Origin of the sequence: Frankia sp. KB5, from assembly GCF_002099325.1 — a bacterium.
Classification (GTDB): Bacteria; Actinomycetota; Actinomycetes; order Frankiales; family Frankiaceae; genus Frankia; species Frankia casuarinae.
Genome location: NZ_MRUJ01000037.1, coordinates 1 through 17,963, shown reverse-complemented (window position 1 = coordinate 17,963; position 17,963 = coordinate 1). Strand labels below are relative to the sequence as shown.

17 protein-coding genes are annotated in these 17,963 nt (G+C 71.8%); 7 read left to right on the top strand and 10 right to left on the bottom strand.

Annotated features, from left to right (window positions below; all coding sequences use genetic code 11):
• The 4 genes from KBI5_RS04505 to KBI5_RS04490 form a co-directional block, all read left to right on the top strand.
• A partial coding sequence (locus KBI5_RS04505) for an ABC transporter substrate-binding protein (protein ID WP_085014401.1) occupies positions 1–1,475 on the top strand: 1,475 nt, incomplete at its 5' end.
• A 257-nt stretch (positions 1,476–1,732) separates the two neighbouring features.
• Positions 1,733–2,068: an RNA polymerase-binding protein RbpA gene (locus KBI5_RS04500; protein ID WP_085014400.1), complete on the top strand. Its 336-nt coding sequence runs from the start codon at positions 1,733–1,735 to the stop codon at positions 2,066–2,068.
• Between the two features lie 105 nt (positions 2,069–2,173).
• Positions 2,174–3,751 (top strand): serine/threonine-protein kinase, encoded by a 1,578-nt coding sequence (locus tag KBI5_RS04495; RefSeq protein ID WP_085014399.1) that lies wholly within the window; start codon positions 2,174–2,176, stop codon positions 3,749–3,751.
• A gap of 236 nt (positions 3,752–3,987) precedes the next feature.
• Complete coding sequence (locus KBI5_RS04490; protein ID WP_085014398.1) at positions 3,988–4,377, top strand: SHOCT domain-containing protein; 390 nt, start codon at positions 3,988–3,990, stop codon at positions 4,375–4,377.
• A gap of 69 nt (positions 4,378–4,446) precedes the next feature.
• On the opposite strand, the gene pgl is transcribed toward KBI5_RS04490, so the two are convergent.
• The 4 genes from pgl to tal form a co-directional block, all read right to left on the bottom strand.
• Positions 4,447–5,244, bottom strand: a complete 798-nt coding sequence (gene pgl, locus KBI5_RS04485) for a 6-phosphogluconolactonase (protein ID WP_011436084.1) — start codon at positions 5,242–5,244, stop codon at positions 4,447–4,449.
• On the bottom strand, positions 5,241–6,353 hold the full coding sequence (locus KBI5_RS04480) for a glucose-6-phosphate dehydrogenase assembly protein OpcA (protein ID WP_011436085.1): 1,113 nt from the start codon (positions 6,351–6,353) through the stop codon (positions 5,241–5,243). The genes pgl and KBI5_RS04480 overlap by 4 nt, the downstream gene beginning before the upstream one ends.
• 20 nt (positions 6,354–6,373) lie before the next feature.
• Entirely contained in the window at positions 6,374–7,906 is a 1,533-nt protein-coding gene (zwf, locus tag KBI5_RS04475; RefSeq protein WP_085014397.1) for a glucose-6-phosphate dehydrogenase, read from the bottom strand.
• Between the two features lie 142 nt (positions 7,907–8,048).
• Positions 8,049–9,164 carry a transaldolase gene (tal, locus tag KBI5_RS04470; RefSeq protein ID WP_011436087.1) on the bottom strand — a complete coding sequence of 372 codons (1,116 nt, stop codon included), beginning with the start codon at positions 9,162–9,164 and terminating at the stop codon, positions 8,049–8,051.
• 784 nt (positions 9,165–9,948) lie between these two features.
• On the opposite strand from tal, the gene KBI5_RS04465 reads away from it, so the two are divergent.
• The 3 genes from KBI5_RS04465 to KBI5_RS04455 all read left to right on the top strand — a co-directional run bounded on the left by KBI5_RS04465 (position 9,949) and on the right by KBI5_RS04455 (position 12,080).
• Positions 9,949–10,818 (top strand): heme o synthase, encoded by an 870-nt coding sequence (locus tag KBI5_RS04465; RefSeq protein WP_023841562.1) that lies wholly within the window; start codon positions 9,949–9,951, stop codon positions 10,816–10,818.
• Positions 10,819–11,006: 188 nt separating this feature from the next.
• A complete protein-coding gene (locus KBI5_RS04460; RefSeq protein ID WP_035941788.1) occupies positions 11,007–11,390 on the top strand; it encodes a hypothetical protein in 384 nt (127 codons plus the stop codon).
• Positions 11,391–11,786: 396 nt separating this feature from the next.
• Positions 11,787–12,080, top strand: coding sequence for a hypothetical protein (locus tag KBI5_RS04455; RefSeq protein ID WP_011436090.1), 294 nt, complete (start codon positions 11,787–11,789; stop codon positions 12,078–12,080).
• Positions 12,081–12,127: 47 nt separating this feature from the next.
• On the opposite strand, the gene KBI5_RS04450 is transcribed toward KBI5_RS04455, so the two are convergent.
• From KBI5_RS04450 to KBI5_RS04425, 6 genes are all read right to left on the bottom strand, one after another.
• Positions 12,128–12,670, bottom strand: a complete 543-nt coding sequence (locus tag KBI5_RS04450) for an NADPH-dependent FMN reductase (RefSeq protein WP_011436091.1) — start codon at positions 12,668–12,670, stop codon at positions 12,128–12,130.
• Between the two features lie 561 nt (positions 12,671–13,231).
• Positions 13,232–14,260: a COX15/CtaA family protein gene (locus KBI5_RS04445; protein ID WP_011436092.1), complete on the bottom strand. Its 1,029-nt coding sequence runs from the start codon at positions 14,258–14,260 to the stop codon at positions 13,232–13,234.
• 102 nt (positions 14,261–14,362) lie between these two features.
• Positions 14,363–15,148 (bottom strand): ABC transporter permease, encoded by a 786-nt coding sequence (locus KBI5_RS04440; RefSeq protein ID WP_011436093.1) that lies wholly within the window; start codon positions 15,146–15,148, stop codon positions 14,363–14,365.
• Positions 15,145–16,269, bottom strand: coding sequence for an ABC transporter ATP-binding protein (locus tag KBI5_RS04435; RefSeq protein ID WP_085014396.1), 1,125 nt, complete (start codon positions 16,267–16,269; stop codon positions 15,145–15,147). Before KBI5_RS04435 ends, KBI5_RS04440 begins: the two co-directional genes overlap by 4 nt.
• A gap of 123 nt (positions 16,270–16,392) precedes the next feature.
• Positions 16,393–16,932 (bottom strand): transcriptional regulator, encoded by a 540-nt coding sequence (locus KBI5_RS04430; protein ID WP_023841558.1) that lies wholly within the window; start codon positions 16,930–16,932, stop codon positions 16,393–16,395.
• 250 nt (positions 16,933–17,182) lie between these two features.
• Positions 17,183–17,963: FGGY-family carbohydrate kinase (locus KBI5_RS04425; RefSeq protein WP_241882654.1), on the bottom strand; the 781-nt coding region annotated here is incomplete at its 5' end.

Here is a 17,963-nt window from a genome sequence, read left to right as displayed (position 1 = left end):
TCCCGCGGCCGGACCTCGCCGTCGGCGCGCCGGTCGTCACCGAGAACGGGCTGGTCTACACGGTGCGGCTGCGTCCCGCGGCGCGCTGGGACACCCCCAACCAGCGCCGGATCACTGCCAACGACGTCGCCCGCGGCATCAAGCGACTGTGCACGCCCCCGAACCCGTCACCGCTGCGCGGCTACTTCACGGCGACCATCGTCGGATTCCGGGAGTTCTGTGCCCAGCTGGCGGCGACCCCGGTCGCCGACGCCGCGGCCTTCGTCGAGAGCAGCACCGTGGAGGGCATCGAGATCGTCGGCGACGACACGCTCGCGTTCCACCTACTGGCCCCGGTGAACGACTTCGTGGACGTGCTGGCGCTGCCGGCGGCCTCCCCGGTGCCGCTGGAGGCCCTGGCCTACCCGCCGGACTCGCTGGAGTACCTGCACAACCTGGTCTCGGCCGGGCCGTACCGGTTCACGGTCGCCCCCGGCGAGGGGTACCGGCTGTCGCGCAGCCCATCGTGGAGCGCGTCCTCGGACGGGATCCGCCGCGCCCTGCCCGACCATATAACGATCTTCGACGGCCTGAGTCCGGAGGCCATGCAGCAGGAGCTGGAGAGCGGCGACGCGGACATGTCGCTCGACGGGAAGATACCCGACAGCCGGGCCGTGGAGCTCGCCAGGGCGAACGACCCCCGTCTCGTGGTCGACGGGGTCGGGGTCACCTTGGCGCTCACCGTCGGGTTCAATGGGCCCTCCGCGGCCGCGCTGCGTGAGCTGTCGGTCCGCCGGGCGCTGCCCTACTGCATCGACCGGGTGAGCCTCGCGGCGGCGCTCGGCGGCCCCGAGTTCGCCGCTGCCGCCACCGGGTTGCTGCAGGAGACGATGACCGGCTACACCGACGCGGATCCCTTCCCGAGCCCGGCGGGACTCGGCGACGCGGCCCGTTGCCGGGAGGCGCTGAGCCATACCCCCGGCGGACCCGTCACGGCGCTGTCCCTGCTCACCACGGACAGCGCCACCGACGTGGCGGCCGCCGAAGCACTGCGGACCGCCTTCGCCCGTTCCGGTATCCGCCTCGACATCCGGATCCGGACCGGCGAGCGCTACCGTGCGGCAGCCGTCCACCCCACCGGGCAGTTCTGGGACCTGGCGCTCACTACTATCGCCCCGGACTGGTACGGCGACGCGGGCCGCACCGTCTTCCAGCCGTTGCTGGACGAGACGTGGGCCGGCCCCAGGCCGGCCGACGGCGGCTACCGGGATCCGGGCGCCCTGCATCTGCTCGCCACGGCGCTGCGGGCCACCAGCGAGGCGACCGCCGCGAGCAATTGGGCCGACCTGGAGCACACGCTGGTCGAGCAGGTCGCGGTGATCCCGCTGGCCGTCGTGCACACCCCGCAGTTCCACAGCACGAACGTCACCGCGTTCACGATCGTGCCGTCGATCGGCACCGCCGATCCGACCGCGGTCTCGCTGGGGTCCGGATGACAGCCGACCTGAACACGCTCCTCCCACCGGGGGTAACGCCAGGGGTAACCAGGCGGGGGTGGCCGGTGCATCCATGGGTGGCTCTCGCGGCCTACACTCCCTCCAGGACGTACCCGGAGGAACATCTGGGGAAAAGCGCCGGGAACGTCAGGTTTACGAAACCGGGTACGAGGTTTCGCGGCACTCGAGGCAGCGAAATCGGCAGGCACGGTTTCCGTGCTACCACCCATGGGACGAGACGAAGGAGCACGCGGGCCGTGGCAGGTGGCAACGCCATCCGGGGGAGCCGGGTCGGGGCAGGACCGATGGGAGAGGCGGAACGGGGCGAGACCGCGCCCCGGCAACGTATCTCCTTCTGGTGCGCTAACGCGCACGAGACGAGACCGTCGTTCGCTGCGGACGCGGCGATCCCCGACACGTGGGATTGTCCGAGCTGTGGTTTTCCGGCGGGACGGGATCGGGACAACACCCCGGCCCCGCCGCGCACCRAGCCGTACAAGACCCATCTCGCCTACGTGCGGGAACGACGGAACGAAAAGGACGGCGAGGCGATCCTCGCCGAGGCGCTCGCCAAGCTTCGGGGCGCATCCTAGCCCGGCCCCGGCAGCGGCCGACGGTCGCCGCCGGCGGCGACCGTCGGCGCACGCGCGCCCCGCCCCCGCTCCCGCAGCCGTTGCGCCGTCGCCGAGGATGCCCCTGTGACTGTGGATGGTGTCGGCATCGGCCCGCTCGTCGCCGGGCGGTACCGGCTCGTCGAACGGATTGGCTCCGGTGGGATGGGCACCGTGTGGCGGGCCCACGACGACGTGCTCCGGGTCGAGGTGGCGATCAAGGAGATCCGGGTCTCCGCCGACCTCGACGACGACGAGCGTGCCGCCGGAGTGGAGACGGCGATGCGCGAGGCCCGCAACGCCGCCCGGCTGCGGGGGAACCCACACGTGGTCACCGTCCATGACGCCGTGGAACACGACGGCCTGCCGTGGATCGTGATGGAGCTGGTCCGGGCCGGCACACTCGCCACGACGGTCAACCGGGACGGTCCCCTGCCGCCCGAGCGTGCCATCCAGGTCGGGCTCGCGGTCCTCGACGCCCTGGTCGCGGGTCAGCGGATGGGCGTGCTGCACCGGGACGTCAAACCATCGAACATCCTGCTGGCCGACGACGGCCGGGTGCTGCTGACCGACTTCGGCATCGCCACCCACGCCGCCGACCCGACCCTCACCGGCGGCATCGGCAGCGGCGGGACGCCCGCTTACATGGCGCCCGAACGCCTCCTCGGCGGCCCCGCGACCCTGGCCGGCGACCTGTTCGCCCTCGGCGCCACCCTCTACTTTGCCGTCGAGGGGGTCTCACCGTTCCAGCGCGACACGCTGCCCACCACTATCGGCGCCGTGCTGCACGCCGATCCGCCACCCTTCCTCCGGGGCGGCAGGCTGTCGGCAGCGATCGCCGGGCTGCTGGCCAAGAACCCGGCGAGCCGGCTGCGCGCGGAGGGAGCGCAGGCGTTGCTGACCTGGGCCGCGTCCCACCCAGCCGATTCCGCCCCGGCATCCCTGGTATCTCCGGCATCTCCGGCATCCCCGGCCGCGTCGTTGCCGCGGTCCCCGGCGCCGGACGCGGTGATCCGGCGCCGGACCGGGTCGCGACCCGTGCCGTTCCCGCCGGCCTGGCCAGGGACGGCGCGGCCCCCCGGCGCGGTCGGGTGGGTCCGGTCGTGGCGGGCACCCCGGCTGATGGCCGGGGCGATGATCCTCCTGGTGCTGCTCGCCGCCGTGGCCGCCGGGGCGTACCAGCTGTTCGGCGCGGACGACGGCGGCGACGGCGACCGGCGTCGTGCCTCGCCGCCGACGGTCGCCACGCGGGATCCGGCGGGGGTCGGGTCGCAACCGGGCGCYGAGGCTGGCGAGGCGCTGCCCCCGGGCATGATCGGCAGTTGGAGCGGATCGGTGACGCAGGCGTTCGTGCACTTCAACGCCGAGCTGGTGCTGCGGGGCGGCCGGATCGGCGAGGTGATCGGCACGAGTGCCTACCCGGAGAGTGGATGCGCCGGCGAGCTCGTGCTGCGGGGGGTGTCCGGCGCCTCGGTCCGGCTCGAGGAACGTCTCACCCGGGTCGGGGCGTTGTGCTTCGCCGCCACCTGGCTGGACCTCGTGCTCCACGGCGACGGCACGCTCGACTGCTCGTATCYGGCGACCGAGATCAGTTCGGCGGGGCAGGCGACCATGCGCCGCTCGGCGCCCCCCATGTCCCCATCGTCCCCCGCGCCTCCGGGCTGACCGGGACTGCCGGCTGACCGGACTGCCGGGTGAGCGGGTGAGCGGGTGAGCGCGCTGGGCGGTCCACCCCCGGCGGGTGAGGCGGCGAGACGGGGGGAACGGCCCGGCGCGGGTATGAACGGACCGGGTCAGAAACCGGGTCCGGGCCGGAACCGGGGCCCAGGACGCCGGGACGGCCGTGGCCCGTCCAGGCCACCGCCCGACCACGGCGTGGACAGGTGGACAGGAGGTACTCCGTGGATCCCGATTTTCCGCTACTCAGTGTCTTCCTCTATATGCTGTGGTTTTTTGCTTTCATCCTGTGGCTGTGGCTGCTGTTTGCGGTGATCATGGATGTGTTCCGCAGCCAGGATCTGTCCGGATGGGCGAAGGCCGCCTGGACGGTCGCGATCGTGGTGCTGCCCTGGCTCGGCGTGATCGCCTACCTGATCGTGCGGGGTGGCAGCATGCACGAGCGCARCCGCGCCGCGGCGCAGCGCGACGAACAGGCCTGGCGCGCCTACCTCCAGGAGGCCGCCGGGACAACGAGCGACGCCGACGAACTCGGCAAGCTCGCGCACCTGCGCGACCGGGGGATCATCAGCGAGGCCGAGTTCGAGCGGGGCAAGACCAAGATCCTGACCTGATCCGCCGGTGCCGTCCCGTGGGCCCGGCCCACGGGACAGGTCTACGGGACAGGTCGTCCACGGACCGTGTCACTGCCAGCCGGGCAGCCGGGAGGCGGCGGCCCGGTCGGCGAGCCACAGGCTGCGGTCGCGGCCGACGGCTCCCGTCGCCGGGATCGTGATCGGTCCCGCTCCGGAGAACGACGCCGCGACCGCATCGGCCTTCTCCTCCCCGGCGACGATCACCCAGACCTCGTGGGCGGACTGAATGGCCGGCAGGGTCAGCGTGACGCGTTCCGGCGGTGGTTTGGGGCAGTCATGCACGGCCACCACCGGTTCGGTCGCGACGACCGCGGGGGAGTCCGGGAACAGCGAGGCGACATGGCCCTCCGGGCCGAGCCCGAGGAGCACCACGTCGAAGCTCGGCACCGCCGATCCGGCGACGGCACGGGTGGCCAGCAGCGCGGTGTACTCCGCCGCGGCGGACTCCGGATCGGTATAGCCGGAGGCCGAGGCCCGTCCCTCGACGTCACCGCCCGCGGTCGGGGCCGCCAGATGGCCCATCGGGAAGATCCGTTTGGGATCCACCGGGATGTGATCGAGCAGCGCCTCCCGCGCCTGCCGCTCGTTGCGGTCGGGCGAGCCGGCCGCGACGAACCGCTCGTCGCCCCACCAGATGTCGACCTTGCCCCAGTCCACCGCGTCGAGAGCCGGGTTCGATCGCACCGCCCGCAGCAGGGCGATGCCGATGCCACCGCCGGTCAGGACGAGTGAGGCCTCCCCGCGGGCCGTCTGGGCGTCCACCAGCCGGGTGATCAGCCGGGCCGCGGCCGCCCTGGCCAGTACCCCGGCGTCACGATGGAGGACGAGCTCCGGCTCGGCCGTCATGCGCCACCCACCGTCCGTTCGTTGTTCGGGGCACTCGTCATCGGGGCGGTGCCCGGGGCCGCGGTGCTGGACGTCACGGTGCCCGACGTCACGGCGCCCGACGTCGCGGCGCCGGCGGCCAACGCGTCCGTGGTGCCCACGGTCTGGTCCATCGGGTCCCGCCAGATGTGCTCTCGGTGCGGCGAGCGTCTGGTCAGGTTCGGCAGGCCGCTCCAGGTACCCAGGGCCTCGGCGTAGACGGCGTCCTCGTCAAGCCGGCGCAGCTCCTCGGCGAGCAGGTCCCCGACGCCCCGGTCGGCCAGAGGCAGTACCCGGTCCGGGTACCCGGTGCGGGAGATCATCGCCGAGCGGGAGTCGGTGCGGGAGACGGCCAGCCGGTCCCCGTCGAGGGCGACGGCGACCGCGGTGATACCGGGCCGGCCGCCCGTCTCGTCGACCGTCACCGGGACGGCGAGCCTGTTCTGGAGCCAGCCGGCGAACAGCTGGGCGCTCGGATCGGCCCGGCCGGCGGTGATGACGGCCGAGTCCGGCCGCTCGCTGACCACCGCGTCGAAGGCGGCGGCGAGCAGGGTGCGCCAGGGCGACAGCCTGGTCCAGGACAGGTCCGTGTCGCCGGGGGCGAAGTCCGCGGCCCGCTGGAACAGGGCCGACAGCGGATCCGGGCTGGCGGTGACGTCGGTGACCCGCCGGTCGGCGAACACGCCGAGCGGGTCGTAGGCGATCCGGGCCGGCGGCTCGTCGTGCCACCAGGTGACCACCGGGGCGTCCGGTGCGAGCAGGGGAAGCACGACCGATTCCGCGTGCAGCGCCAACCGGCCGGACATCCGCATCACGACCGCTTCGCCCGGGCCGAGCCGACCGCCGATCGAGACCTCGGCGTCGAGCCGGGGATGCGGCACGTCGACCTGCCGGCGGACGACGATCAGTAGCCGGCACGGATGGGCCGAGGCCGCCAGCGTCGCCGCGCCCTCGGCGGCGCTGACGTGCTTTTCGTCGACGACGACGACGAGGGTCAGCGCCAGGCCGAAGGCCAGGGCTCCGGCCGCCCGTCGTTCGGCGGCGAGGGCCTTGACCACCTCAGAACCGGTGGTGTCCCACAATGTGGTCACGAGGGGCTCCTAATCCATGGTCATGGCCGCCGCCACCGGCGACCGTCGTGGGCGAGCATCTCGTCGGCGGCAGCCGGACCCCAGGTGCCGGCCCGGTAGCGGTGCGGGGTGGTGCCCGCCCAGTGCCGCTCCAGCGGATCGACGATCCGCCAGGACTCCTCGACCTCCGCGTTGTTCGGGAACAGCGTCGCGTCGCCGAGCAGCACGTCGAGGATCAGCCGTTCGTAGGCCTCCGGCAGCGCCTCGGTGAACGCCTCACCGAACAGGAAGTCCATCGCGACGTCCCGGACCTCCATCGCCGAGCCGGGGACCTTGGAGCCGAACTTGAGCGTGACCCCCTCGTCGGGCTGCACCCGGATGACCAGCTGGTTGTTGCCGAGCTCGGTGGTGGCGGTCTCGTCGAATGGCAGGTGCGGCGCCTTCTTGAAGAAGATGGCGACCTCGGTGACCCGCCGTGGCAGCCGCTTGCCGGTCCGCAGGTAGAACGGCACCCCGGCCCACCGGCGCGTCTCGATGCCGAGGCGCACCGCCGAGAAGGTCTCCGTCCGCGACTGCGCAGGGATGTCCTGTTCGTCGAGGTAGCCCGGGACCCGCTCCCCGGCGAGCCAGCCCTGCTCGTACTGCCCCCTTACCGCGTAGCGAGTGAGGTCCATGGGCAGCGACACCGCGCGGAGCACCTTCAGCTTCTCGGTGCGGATGGTCTCCGCGCCGAAGCTGACCGGCTCCTCCATCGCGGTCAGGGCGAGCAGCTGCAACAGGTGGTTCTGGAGCACGTCCCGAGCGGCGCCCGTCTCGTCGTAGAAGCCGGCCCGGGTGCCGATCCCGACGTCCTCGGCCATGGTGATCTGCACCGAATCGACGAACTGGGAGTTCCAGATCGGTTCGAACAGCGTGTTGGCGAAGCGCAGCGCGAAGAGGTTCTGGACCGTCTCCTTGCCCAGGTAGTGGTCGATGCGGAACACCCCGGACGGGGTGAAGACGTCGTCGACGAGCGCGTTGAGCTGCCGGGCCGACTCCAGGTCGTGACCGAACGGTTTCTCGACGACGACCCGGCGCCAGCCGCCCGAACCCGCGGCCGAGGAGAGCCCGGTGCGCTGCATCTGCTTGAGCACGACCGGGAAGGCCGACGGCGGGATCGACAGGTAGAACGCCGCGTTGCCACGGATACCGTGGGAGTGCTCCAGGCTCTCCAGCGTGCGGGCGAGCCGGTCGAACGCGGCGTCGTCGTCGAAGGACCCTGGCAGGAACCGCACGGAGCCCGCCAGCCGGTCCCAGACCTCTGCACGGAAGGGGGTGCGGGCGCMCTTCTCGGCGGCCTGCCGGGCGAACTCGGCGAAGTCCTCGTCGGGCCAGTCCCGGCGGGCGAACCCGAGCAGGACGAAACCCGGCGGCAGCAGGCCGCGGTGGGCCAGGTCGTAGACGGCGGGGATCAGCTTCTTGCGGGCCAGGTCGCCGGTAGCGCCGAACACCACCAGGGCGCTCGCGTCCGGCAGGCGCGGCAGTCTGCGGTCACGTGGGTCCCGCAGCGGGTTGGTACTCACCGTGGGCGCCACCCGTTCCCCCTTCGTTCTGCTTGTGGTCTCTCCGAGGTTGTTTCACCGGGGACCGTCGGGTGTCCATGAACGACGCTGAGACGATCATCACGGCCGTGGCGACGGCCGTGGCGACCGCCACGGCCACGGCCGGCGCCAGGCCTTACGCGGACGAACCGGCTGATCCCAGGTGCGCCGCGATGGTGTCCAACAGCTGGGTCCACGAGTCCTCGAACTTCTGTACGCCCTGGCTCTCCAGGGTCTCGATCACGTCGTCGAGATCGATTCCGACGGCTGTGAGCTGGGCGAACACCTCGTGGGCCTCCTCGTAGCGGGGGCGGATCGTCTCACCCGTCACCGACCCGTGGTCGGCGAACGCCTCCAGGGTCGCCTCCGGCATCGTGTTGACGGTTCCGGGCGCGATCAGCTCGGTGACGTAGATCGTGTCCGGCAGGGACGGGTCCTTGGTGGACGTCGACGCCCACAACGGGCGTTGGGGCTTCGCGCCCGCCGCGGCCAGGGCCGCCCAGCGGGGGGTGGCGAACGCCTTCTCGTACCGCTCGAAGGCCAGCCGGGCGTTGGCGACGGCGGCCCGGCCGCGTAGCGCCTTCGCCTCCGAGGTGCCGATCTTCTCCAGCCGCTGGTCGACCTCGGTGTCCACCCGGCTGACGAAGAACGACGCGACCGAGGCCAGGTCGGTGATGTCGCGCCCCGCGGCCAGGGCCTTCTCCAGACCGGTCATGAACGCGTCGATCACGGCGTCGTACCGGTCGAGTCCGAAGATCAGCGTCACGTTCACGCTGATGCCCTGGGCAAGCGTCTCGGTGATTGCCGAGAGGCCGGCCCGGGTGGCGGGAATCTTGATGAACAGGTTGGGTCGGTCGACCAGCCACCACAGGGCACGCGCCTCGGCGAGCGTGCGCTCGGCCTCGTGGGCGAGCCGGGGATCGACCTCCAGGGACACCCGGCCGTCGACGCCGCCGCTGGCGTCGTAGACGCCGCGCAGCACGTCGCAGGCGTCGCGCACGTCGGCGGCCGTGATGGCCCGGACGGCCTCGCCGACGTCCACGCCGCGGATCGCCAGGTCGTGCAGCTGCTCGTCGTACAGGTCGCTCGAACTGATCGCCTTCTGGAAGATGGTCGGGTTGCTCGTCACGCCGACAACGCCGCGGTTCTCGACCAGGTGGGCGAGGTTGCCGGTGCGTAGGCGGTCCCGGCTGATGTCGTCCAGCCAGACCGCCACTCCGGCGGCTGAGAGCTCGGACAGGGGATTGCTCATCGGGCTGACTTCCTCTCCGCGGGCGGTGGCGTCCTCACCATGTCTCCAAGGCCTCCAAGCTGTTCTCGCGCTTCATGGCCGTTCTCGCGCTTCGGATGGGCGCACCCCCTTCAGGGCACTACCCTCTGGGGCCGGCTCCATCCCAGTCTGTTTCCAGTCTGATCCCAGTCTGCGGATCCCCGTGACAGTCGGGTGGCGGTTGGGAGAACAACGCGCACGACGAGTGGAATCCCGGTCCCTGCGGTTCATGCCTGATGCCCGATGCCCGCCGTCCATGCGCCATGCCCACCGTCGCTGTCCGATGCCCCACGCCAGTACATGTCGGTCGCCGCCGCCCGGGGGGCCGCGTGGCGCGGTTGTGAGAGAGGACGCAGGACGGCGGCGGGGGTCCGGGCGCGGTCGACGCGCGTACGCAGCGCCGCGGCGGCTAGACTCCGACACGTCGTAGAACACCGTCCGCTCCGACTTTCGGGGCACCGTCCCGCGTGGGTCGCCCGTCGATCCCGCCGATCGCGAGGTCGCTCTGTCTACCGAGGCCGTCCTTCGTCACCGGCATGTCCCCGCCCGCGGACCGGGGCGGGCGGGCGCCTCCAAGCCAACGACCGCACCGGCGCCGGCGCTCGAGCCGCCCGGTGTCCCCGCACCGGCGCCGGGGGTCGGCGGCCCGCCAGCCCCCGCAGCCGGCCCGCCAGCCCCCGCAGCCGGCCCGCCAGCCCCCGCAGCCGATCCGCCCGCCGACGGGCTCCCGGGCGCCGGGCACGCGACTCGCGGGGGCTGGGCGGCCGTGTCGGCGAAGGCCCGCGGCTATGTCGCCCTAATGAAGCTGCGCGTGGTCGAACTGCTGCTCATCACCACCGTCCCGGTCATGATGCTCGCCGAACGGGGCGTGCCGTCGCTCTGGCTGATCGCCGTGACCCTGGTGGCGGGAACCCTCGCCGCCGGCAGCGCGAACACGATCAACTGTTACGTCGATCGTGACATCGATCAGATGATGGGCCGCACGAAGCGCCGTCCGCTCGTGCGGGCGACCGTCACGCCCACGGAGGCGCTGACCTTCGGCATCGTGATCGGGATCGTCTCGACGCTGCTCTTCGGTTTCCTGGTCAACTGGCCCTCCGCGCTGCTGGCGGACGGGGCGATCGCCTTCTACGTCTTCGTCTACACCCTCGGGCTGAAGCGCCGCACCCCGTCGAACATCGTCATCGGGGGCGCGGCCGGCTGCTTCCCCGTCCTGATCGGATGGTCGGCGGTCACGGGGACCGTCGGCTGGGCCGCGGTGCTGCTGTTCGCCGTCGTCTTCTTCTGGACCCCGCCGCACTTCTGGGCGTTGGCGATGAAGTTCCGCGACGACTACGCCGCGGCGGGCGTCCCCATGCTGCCGGTCGTCGCCTCCGTCCAGGTCGTCACCCGGCGGATGCTGGGCTACGCCTACGCGATGGTCGCCGCCTCGCTCGCGGTCGCTCCCGTCGCCTCCACCGGCCCGGTCTACCTCGTCGCCGCCGTCGCGGTGGGAGCCTGGTTCCTGGTCGAGTCGCACCGGGTCGCCCGCCGGGCCCGGCACGGCGAGGACCCGAGGCCGATGCGCCTGTTCCACATGTCGATCACGTATCTGACCCTGCTGTTCGTGGCGATCGCCGTCACCGCTCTCGTCTGATCTCGCCCGACCCCACCGACCCCGCCCCGTCCTGATCCCGGTGTCACCGGGCGGGACGGGGCGTTGTTTTGCCGGCGGGCCGCCCGCGAAGGGTCTGGGACGGGCCCACCCGTCCTGGCCAGTTGACACCAGTGCGGCGCGTCTACCGGACGGGCACACCCAGACCCGGCGGACCACCGCGGCTGGTCGTGGCCACCACCGACCCGGCGACCCTGCCATCGACCAGCACCTGGTATCTGGCCACCACCCTGCCCCACCCCGACCTGCCCACCGCGGCGGCATCGGCGTTCCCACCCGCCGCCCACAGCGAGATCGACCGCCTGTACGGGCCGCACGGCTGGGTCGAACAAGACTACAAACAGATCACACACGAACTCGGCTGGGCCGACGTCCAGGTCCGCTCCGCCACCGCGATCGCCCGCCACCCGGCCCTGGTGAACTGCGCGTTCAGCCTGTGCTGGCACGACACCCCCGAACACCCACCACCCCACCCGGCRGCAGCCCGCGTCCGGTCCCGACCCGCACACTGCCGTCCTGGCCGGCCAGCCTCCGCCGGGTCCGCRCCCGCCTGATCCCGTTCCGTCTCCCGCGGCAGCGGAGGCGATCGCGTTATTCGGTTCTGGCGACGATCACGTGATGGCCTGGTTTCCGAGTTGTCTGATCAACACGCGCTTACGCAGGAGATCGAAGTTCGCCCGTCCATACATCTGCCTCTTCACCATCTTTAGGAATCGTAATGAAATAACAAATGCATGTTCGGGAGCATCTTAGCAGGTCACAGGGCCGCGAGAGGCTCAAGTTGCACAGGTTATTTCATTCCGCCTACTTACAGTTACGTGGAATCACGGCGCCCTCGACGRGCCCGGAACTGTGCGGCAGGGTGAGCCCGGCGACGACGGCGTCGTAGTCGTTGCGGAGGTGGCGGGCGAACGACGCCAGCGCTGGCAGGTAGGGCCGCGAAGGCGGGCATGGCCACCGGCATCGGCGAGACCTTTCAGCAGGTTGGTGTCGCCATCGGGATCGCCGGCTTCGGCGCGCTGTTTCAGCAGCTGGTGCTGTCGAAGTACGCTGGACCTTCGGCCGTGGGACGGGAAGTTGCCGTCGGCAACATCACCCGGGCTGGCGACGCCGGTCGGGCCGCGTTCGTGCATAGCTTCACCAGCGTCATGGTCGTCTGCGCCATTGTGTGCGCGGTCGGCGCCCTGGTTGCCTTCTTCTTCATCCGGCAGCGGGACCTGCATGAATCGGCGCAGGTGTTGTAGCGGTCGACCCGGTCCCCGGGTCGCTCCACCCCGGGGACCGGTCTGGTTCACGAGACCGCTGCGGTCAGCGCGGCCAGTGACTTGAGCACACCGGCCCGGATCTGGTCATCGGTGACCACGCCCTGGTCGTTGATGGTCGATCTGTGGACGGGGATGTGCATGCAGGCTTCCTCGACGATCATGGCGCCGGTGTAACGCAGCACCTTGCGCAGGGAATCGTGCGCGTCCGCGGCCTTTGTCGTGGACGGCGATACRTTGATCCATGCCGTGGGTTTGTCCCCGATCTCGATCCCACCGACGGTCCAGTCGAGCAGGTTCTTAAAGGAACCCGGCAGTGCGCCCGCGTACTCCGGCGTGCAGATCAGGATCGCAGCGGCCGATGCAATGCGGGCCCGCAGGTCCACTACCGACACAGGCAAAGGATCTTGGTCGTCGTCAGGGTTAAAGTGCGGCAGCTTGGCCATACCGTCGTAGTCGTCCGCAACGAATCCCGGCGGGGTCAATGCTCGCGTGGTGCGTAGCAGCGCCGAGTTGGACGACCCGGCGCGGAGGCTTCCGCATAGCAGAAGAATTTTTTGGGTGGCATCCACACGGCCGATTCTAGCCGCCGACTTTCACCTGGTCCTTCGTTGGGTGTGCCAGAAATGGAAAATTACTCCTGAGTTGGGAAGGTCAGGCTTGTCCAAGCCTCCATCCATCATAATCGAGCTCCAAATCATCGGTCATCCGGCGAGACCCCCGCAACGGCGCTGTTGCATTGTGAGGAGTCGGGGCAGGGCCTCGACAAGATCACATAAGGCTGTGATCGGTTACACTCGGTAGTGGCGCTGGCGCCCGGTCTGGGGGACGGTCTCCAGACCATGCCCAACCCTCCACACTTGTCCGTCGCGTTTCCGTCGCGACGTCGGCCCCTCGGCGGAGGCCGTGCCGCGGCGGGTCGTCGGACGTCGAGCCGGTCGCCGGGACTGTTTCCCGTCTCAGGAACGGGGCGTGGCCGCCGTGGCCAGGGTGTCGGTTTCCCGTCTCAGGAACGGGGCGTGGCCGCCGTGGCCAGGGTGTCGGTGGTCCCAGGGTGTCGGTGGTCCCAGGGTGTCGGTGGTCCCAGGGTGTCGGTGGTCCCAGGGTGTCGGTGGTCCCAGGGTGTCGGTGGTCTAGGAGCCGATGCCGGCGCCGGTGGGGGCGGTGGTCCCGACCGGCCCGGCGGGCGCGGGGACCTCGGCGCCGGCCGCCGCGAGCGTGGGCGCCGCGTCCGGTGCCGGCCGGGGGTGCCGGGAGCTCAGGGCGAGCCAGAGCCGCAGCGCGGCGACCCACATCACGGTCGCCCCGGTCATGTGCAGGGCGACGAGGAGGGCGGGAACGCCGAGGAAGTACTGAGTGAATCCGATCGCGGCCTGCGCGAGGACGGTCCCGACCAGGGCGAGGGAGGTCCGCCTGGCCTCGTCGGGGGCCTCGGCGACCCGCACCGCGAACGCCATGGCCGCGACGAGCCCGACCAGCAGCATCGCGCCGTCGGCGTGCAGTTGGGAGACGTTGACGAGGTCGAACCCGAAGCGGGCCGGATGGTCGCTGTCACCGCTGTGMGGCCCGGCGCCGGTCACGACCGTGCCGAGGACGAGCACCCCCGCCGAGACGACCACCAGCAGGCGCGCCAGCCACCGCAGCGCGGGACCGACCCCCGGGGTCGGCGCACCCGCGTCCTGGCGGGCCCGGTGGTCCAGCAGGACCGCGTTCCACAGCAGGACCATGGAGAGCAGGAAATGGGCGGCGACGGTCGCCGGGTGCAGCTTCGTCAGGACGGTGATCCCGCCGAGCACGGCCTGCCCGAGGAAACCCACCCAGAGGCCGAAGGACAGCAGTCGAAGATCGCGCCGCCGTCCGCCCCGCAGGCGGAGCGCGACCAGCGGGGTGATCAGCGTCACGAGGCCGACCACCAGGCCGACGACCCGGTTGCCGAACTCGATCGCTCCGTGCAGGGCGTATTCCGAGTGCGGCACGAACGAGCCGTCCCCGCACTGCGGCCAGGTCGGGCAGCCGAGGCCGGAGCCGGTCAGGCGGACCACGCCGCCACTCACCACGATCAGTGACAGCAAGACCACGTTGAGCGTGGTGAGGAGCCGGAAGGCGCGAAGGCTGATCAGCGGCAAACTCCGACGCTCTGTAGAAGCTGGCACGACTGCCATGGTAACGCCCTGTCCGGCACGGGCCGCTCGGATCCTTCTCCGTTGGTCGGATGGTGCCTGCCGGCCGGATGGTCGCGGTGTCGGCTCTACTCCCAGTCGGCTCTACTCCCAACGGAAGGTGCGGGCGGCGAGCGCCAGACTCGCCACCGCCCAGGCCACGAGCACGATCAGGGGGCGTGCCCCCGGACCGTCGCCCTCTGCCAGGACGGCCCGCAGCCCGTCCGACAGCGCCGCGGTCGGCAGCGCCTCGGCGACCGCCCGCAGCCAGCCGGGAAGCTTCGACAGCGGGAACACCACCCCGCCGATCAGCAGCAGCACCAGGTAGACGCCGTTGGCGGCGGCGAGCGTCGCCTCGGCCCGCAGGGCTCCGGCCATCAGCAGGCCGAGCCCCGAGAACGCGGCTGTGCCCAGGACGAGTAGCGCCAGCACCGCCGGAACCCCGACCGGCCCGCCGGTCGGGTCCCAGCCCAGCGCGAATCCGACCGCCACCAGGAGCACCAGCTGGATGACCTCGACGGCGAGCACCGCCAACGTCTTGCCGGCGAGCAGGACCACGCGCGGCAGCGGGGTCGCCCCGAGGCGTTTGAGTACGCCGTAGGAGCGTTCGAAGCCCGTCGCGATCGCCTGCCCGGTGAAGGCGGTCGACATCACGGCCAGCGCGAGCACCCCGGGGACGAGGAAGTCCACCGGCCGCTCGGTGGAGCTCGGCAGCACGTCGACGGCGGTGAAGAAGGCCAGCAGACCGACCGGGATGATCAGGGTGAGCAGGACGGACTCGCCGCGCCGCAGGGTGAGTACCAGCTCGAGCCTGGTCTGTGCCGCCAGCATCCGGACCCGTGAGGCGGGCGCCGGAGCCGGGCGCAGATCGAGCAGCGGGACGCCGGTCATGAGCGCAGCTCCGATCCGGTCAGTTCCACGAAGACGTCCTCCAGCGTGCGTTGTTCGACCCGGAGATCCTCTGCCAGGATGCCGTTACCCGCGCACCAGGCGGTCACCGCGGCGAGCAGTTGCGGGTCGACCGTGCCCTGCAACAGGTAGTGCCCAGCCGGGCCCTCCTGCACGGTGGTGCCGTCGGGCAGCGCGAGCAGCAGCCGGCCGAGATCCAGCCCGGCGGGGGCCCGGAAGCGCAGCTGCCCCTCGGCGCCGCCCCGGGTGAGCTCCGCGGGGGAGCCGACCGCCACCACCCTGCCGTGGTCGACGATGATCACCTGATCGGCGAGCCGTTCGGCCTCGTCCATGGCGTGGGTGGTCAGCACGACGGTGACCCCGGCCGTGCGCAGCTCCTCGACGAGTTCCCAGGTGTCCCGCCGGCCCTGGACGTCCAACCCGGCCGTCGGCTCGTCGAGGAAGACCAGCTCCGGGCGGCCGACCACGGCCATCGCCAGCGACAGCCGCTGCTGCTGGCCGCCGGAGAGCCGGCGGAACGGGGTACCGGCGGACCCGGCCAGCCCGAGCCGGTCCAACAGCGCCGCGGGATYCAGCGGGTGGCGGTAGTGCGAGGCGACGAGGCGCAGCATCTCGCCGGCGCGGGCGCCGGGATACATCCCCCCGGACTGCAGCATCACCCCGACCCGGGGGCGCAGGGCAACGGCGTCCGCCCAGGGGTCGAGTCCGAGGACCCGCACCTCGCCCGCGTCGGCACGGCGGAATCCCTCGCAGATCTCCACGGTGGTTGTCTTGCCGGCGCCGTTCGGCCCGAGCAGCGCCGTGACCGTGCCGGTCGGGACGGTAAGTGACAGTTCGTCCACGGCGCGTATCCGACCATCGGGTGTCGTCGACGGTCGAGCGGCGTCGCCGGAAGGGACCGGCGGCGCCGGGGGCGCCTGGCGCACGGGGGGCGTAGGGGACGGCGTAGGGGACGTGGAGAACGCCGCGGGACCGCGCCCGGCCCGACCGGTGCGGGTCCGCCGCCCGGACCCGTGAGGACGACGACCGGAACGCGGGGAAGCGGACCGCGAGGAATACGTCTTCACGAGGTCCGTGACACTGACTGCCAGGATCTCGGCCACCTTGCGATCCTACGGACATCGCGGGTCGGGCGGAGGGCCGGTCCGCCCCGGCACGAGGCCTTCGGCTGGGTGGAACGGGCACCACCGGGCGGCCGTGCCCTAGTCCCGTTGCCAGTCCCGTTGCTAGCCCCGTTGCTGCGGCGGGCGGACGGGCAGCGCCCGGCGGCGCCCGCCGACCGCCACCGGCTCGCCTGGCTCCACCAGCGCTCCCCAGGCGCCCAGCCGCTCGTACAGCATCGCCGGCGTGGTGCTGTAGAGCCGGGACAACGACTGCAGGTCGGAGCGACGCAGCCGCAGGACGTCGCGTGAACTGTCCGACCGCAGGACCTGCACGATGGCGATCCAGCGCCGCAGCGGTCCGGTGCGGGTCGGGGGCAGCTTGCGCAGCCGGCGCAGGTCGATGACCAGCGGCGGCAGATGGTCGGTCTCGCGGCGATCGGCGGCCGGCGGTACCAGCAGCGTCGCGGGAACGTCGTACAGCTCGGCGAGCTCGACCAGTCGATGCACGCGCAGGGTCCGAGAGCCTCGCTCGTAGGCGCCCAGGGTCCCGGCAGTCCACCGGCCATGCGTGCGCTCCTGGACGTCCAGCAGCGACAAGCCACGCCGGTTGCGCGCCGCGCGAAGCCGGCGGCCGAGCTCCAGGGCGTAGTCCGCCTCGGTCACGGTCTCCGTCCGGGTCAAGGTCGACAGGAGACGCCAACCGCCCCCTGTGACAGATTGTCAGGCCTCGGTTCGTCTGGCAGCCGGTTCGACCAAGAAGCCGCGAGGGAACGTGGCCCTGGCGTGGTCCCGCGGTCGCGGGGCGCAATCCGGGAATCGCGACAGTGTTTTTCCGGCCGCGCCAGCCCCGTCAGCCCGGTCGGCCGGTCAGTCCCGGTCGGCCCGGTCGGCCCGGTCGGCACCGTCGGCCCGGTCAGTCCCAGTCGGCGTCGTCGGCGTCCTTGGCCCAGTCCCGGGCCCGGTCCACGGCGCGCAGCCATCGCCGGTAGGACCGGTCCCGCTCGGCCCGGGACAGCCTCGGCCGGTACCGCTCGGCGCTGCGCCGATGCCCGGCGAGCTCCTCGCGGTCGGCGAAGAACCCGGTCGCGAGCCCCGCGAGGTAGGCCGAACCGAGCGCGGTCGTCTCGATGTTGTCCGGGACGTCGAGCTCGACGCCGAGCAGGTCGGCCTGGAACTGCATGAGCCAGTGGTTGCGGGCGGCCCCGCCGTCGGCCCGCAGCTCGCGCACCGGGAAGCCCGCGGCACCCATCGCCTCGACGACGTCCCGGGTGCGGTAGGCGATGCCCTCGAGCACCGCGCGGACGACGTGCGCCCGGGTGGTCCCCCGGGTGATCCCGAGCAGTGCGCCGCGGGCGCGGGGATCCCAGTGAGGGGCGCCGAGGCCGGCGAGCGCCGGGACGAAGTAGACGCCGTCGTTGCCGGTCAGGGAGGCGGCCAGGTCGGCGGTCTCGGTGGCATCCCGGATGATCCCCAGGGAGTCCCGTAGCCAGTCGACGGCGGCACCGGTGGACAGGACCGCTCCCTCCAGCGCGTACCGCACCGGTTCGCCGTCGAGCTGGAACGCCGCGGTCCGCAGCAGCGTCGACTGCGGCGCCGGCAGGGCCGAGCCGGTGTTCACCAGCACGAAGGAACCGGTGCCATAGGTGTTCTTGGCCTGGCCGGGTTCGAAGCAGCCCTGGGCGAACAGAGCGGCC

Bases quoted from the DNA above. Each gene is read 5' to 3' on its own strand.
- tal (WP_011436087.1), bottom strand. From the start codon at position 9,164: ATGAGCAATCCCCTGTCCGAGCTCTCAGCCGCCGGAGTGGCGGTCTGG.
- pgl (WP_011436084.1), bottom strand. From the start codon at position 5,244: ATGACGGCCGAGCCGGAGCTCGTCCTCCATCGTGACGCCGGGGTACTG.
- KBI5_RS04440 (WP_011436093.1), bottom strand. From the start codon at position 15,148: ATGACCGGCGTCCCGCTGCTCGATCTGCGCCCGGCTCCGGCGCCCGCC.
- KBI5_RS04455 (WP_011436090.1), top strand. From the start codon at position 11,787: ATGGCCACCGGCATCGGCGAGACCTTTCAGCAGGTTGGTGTCGCCATC.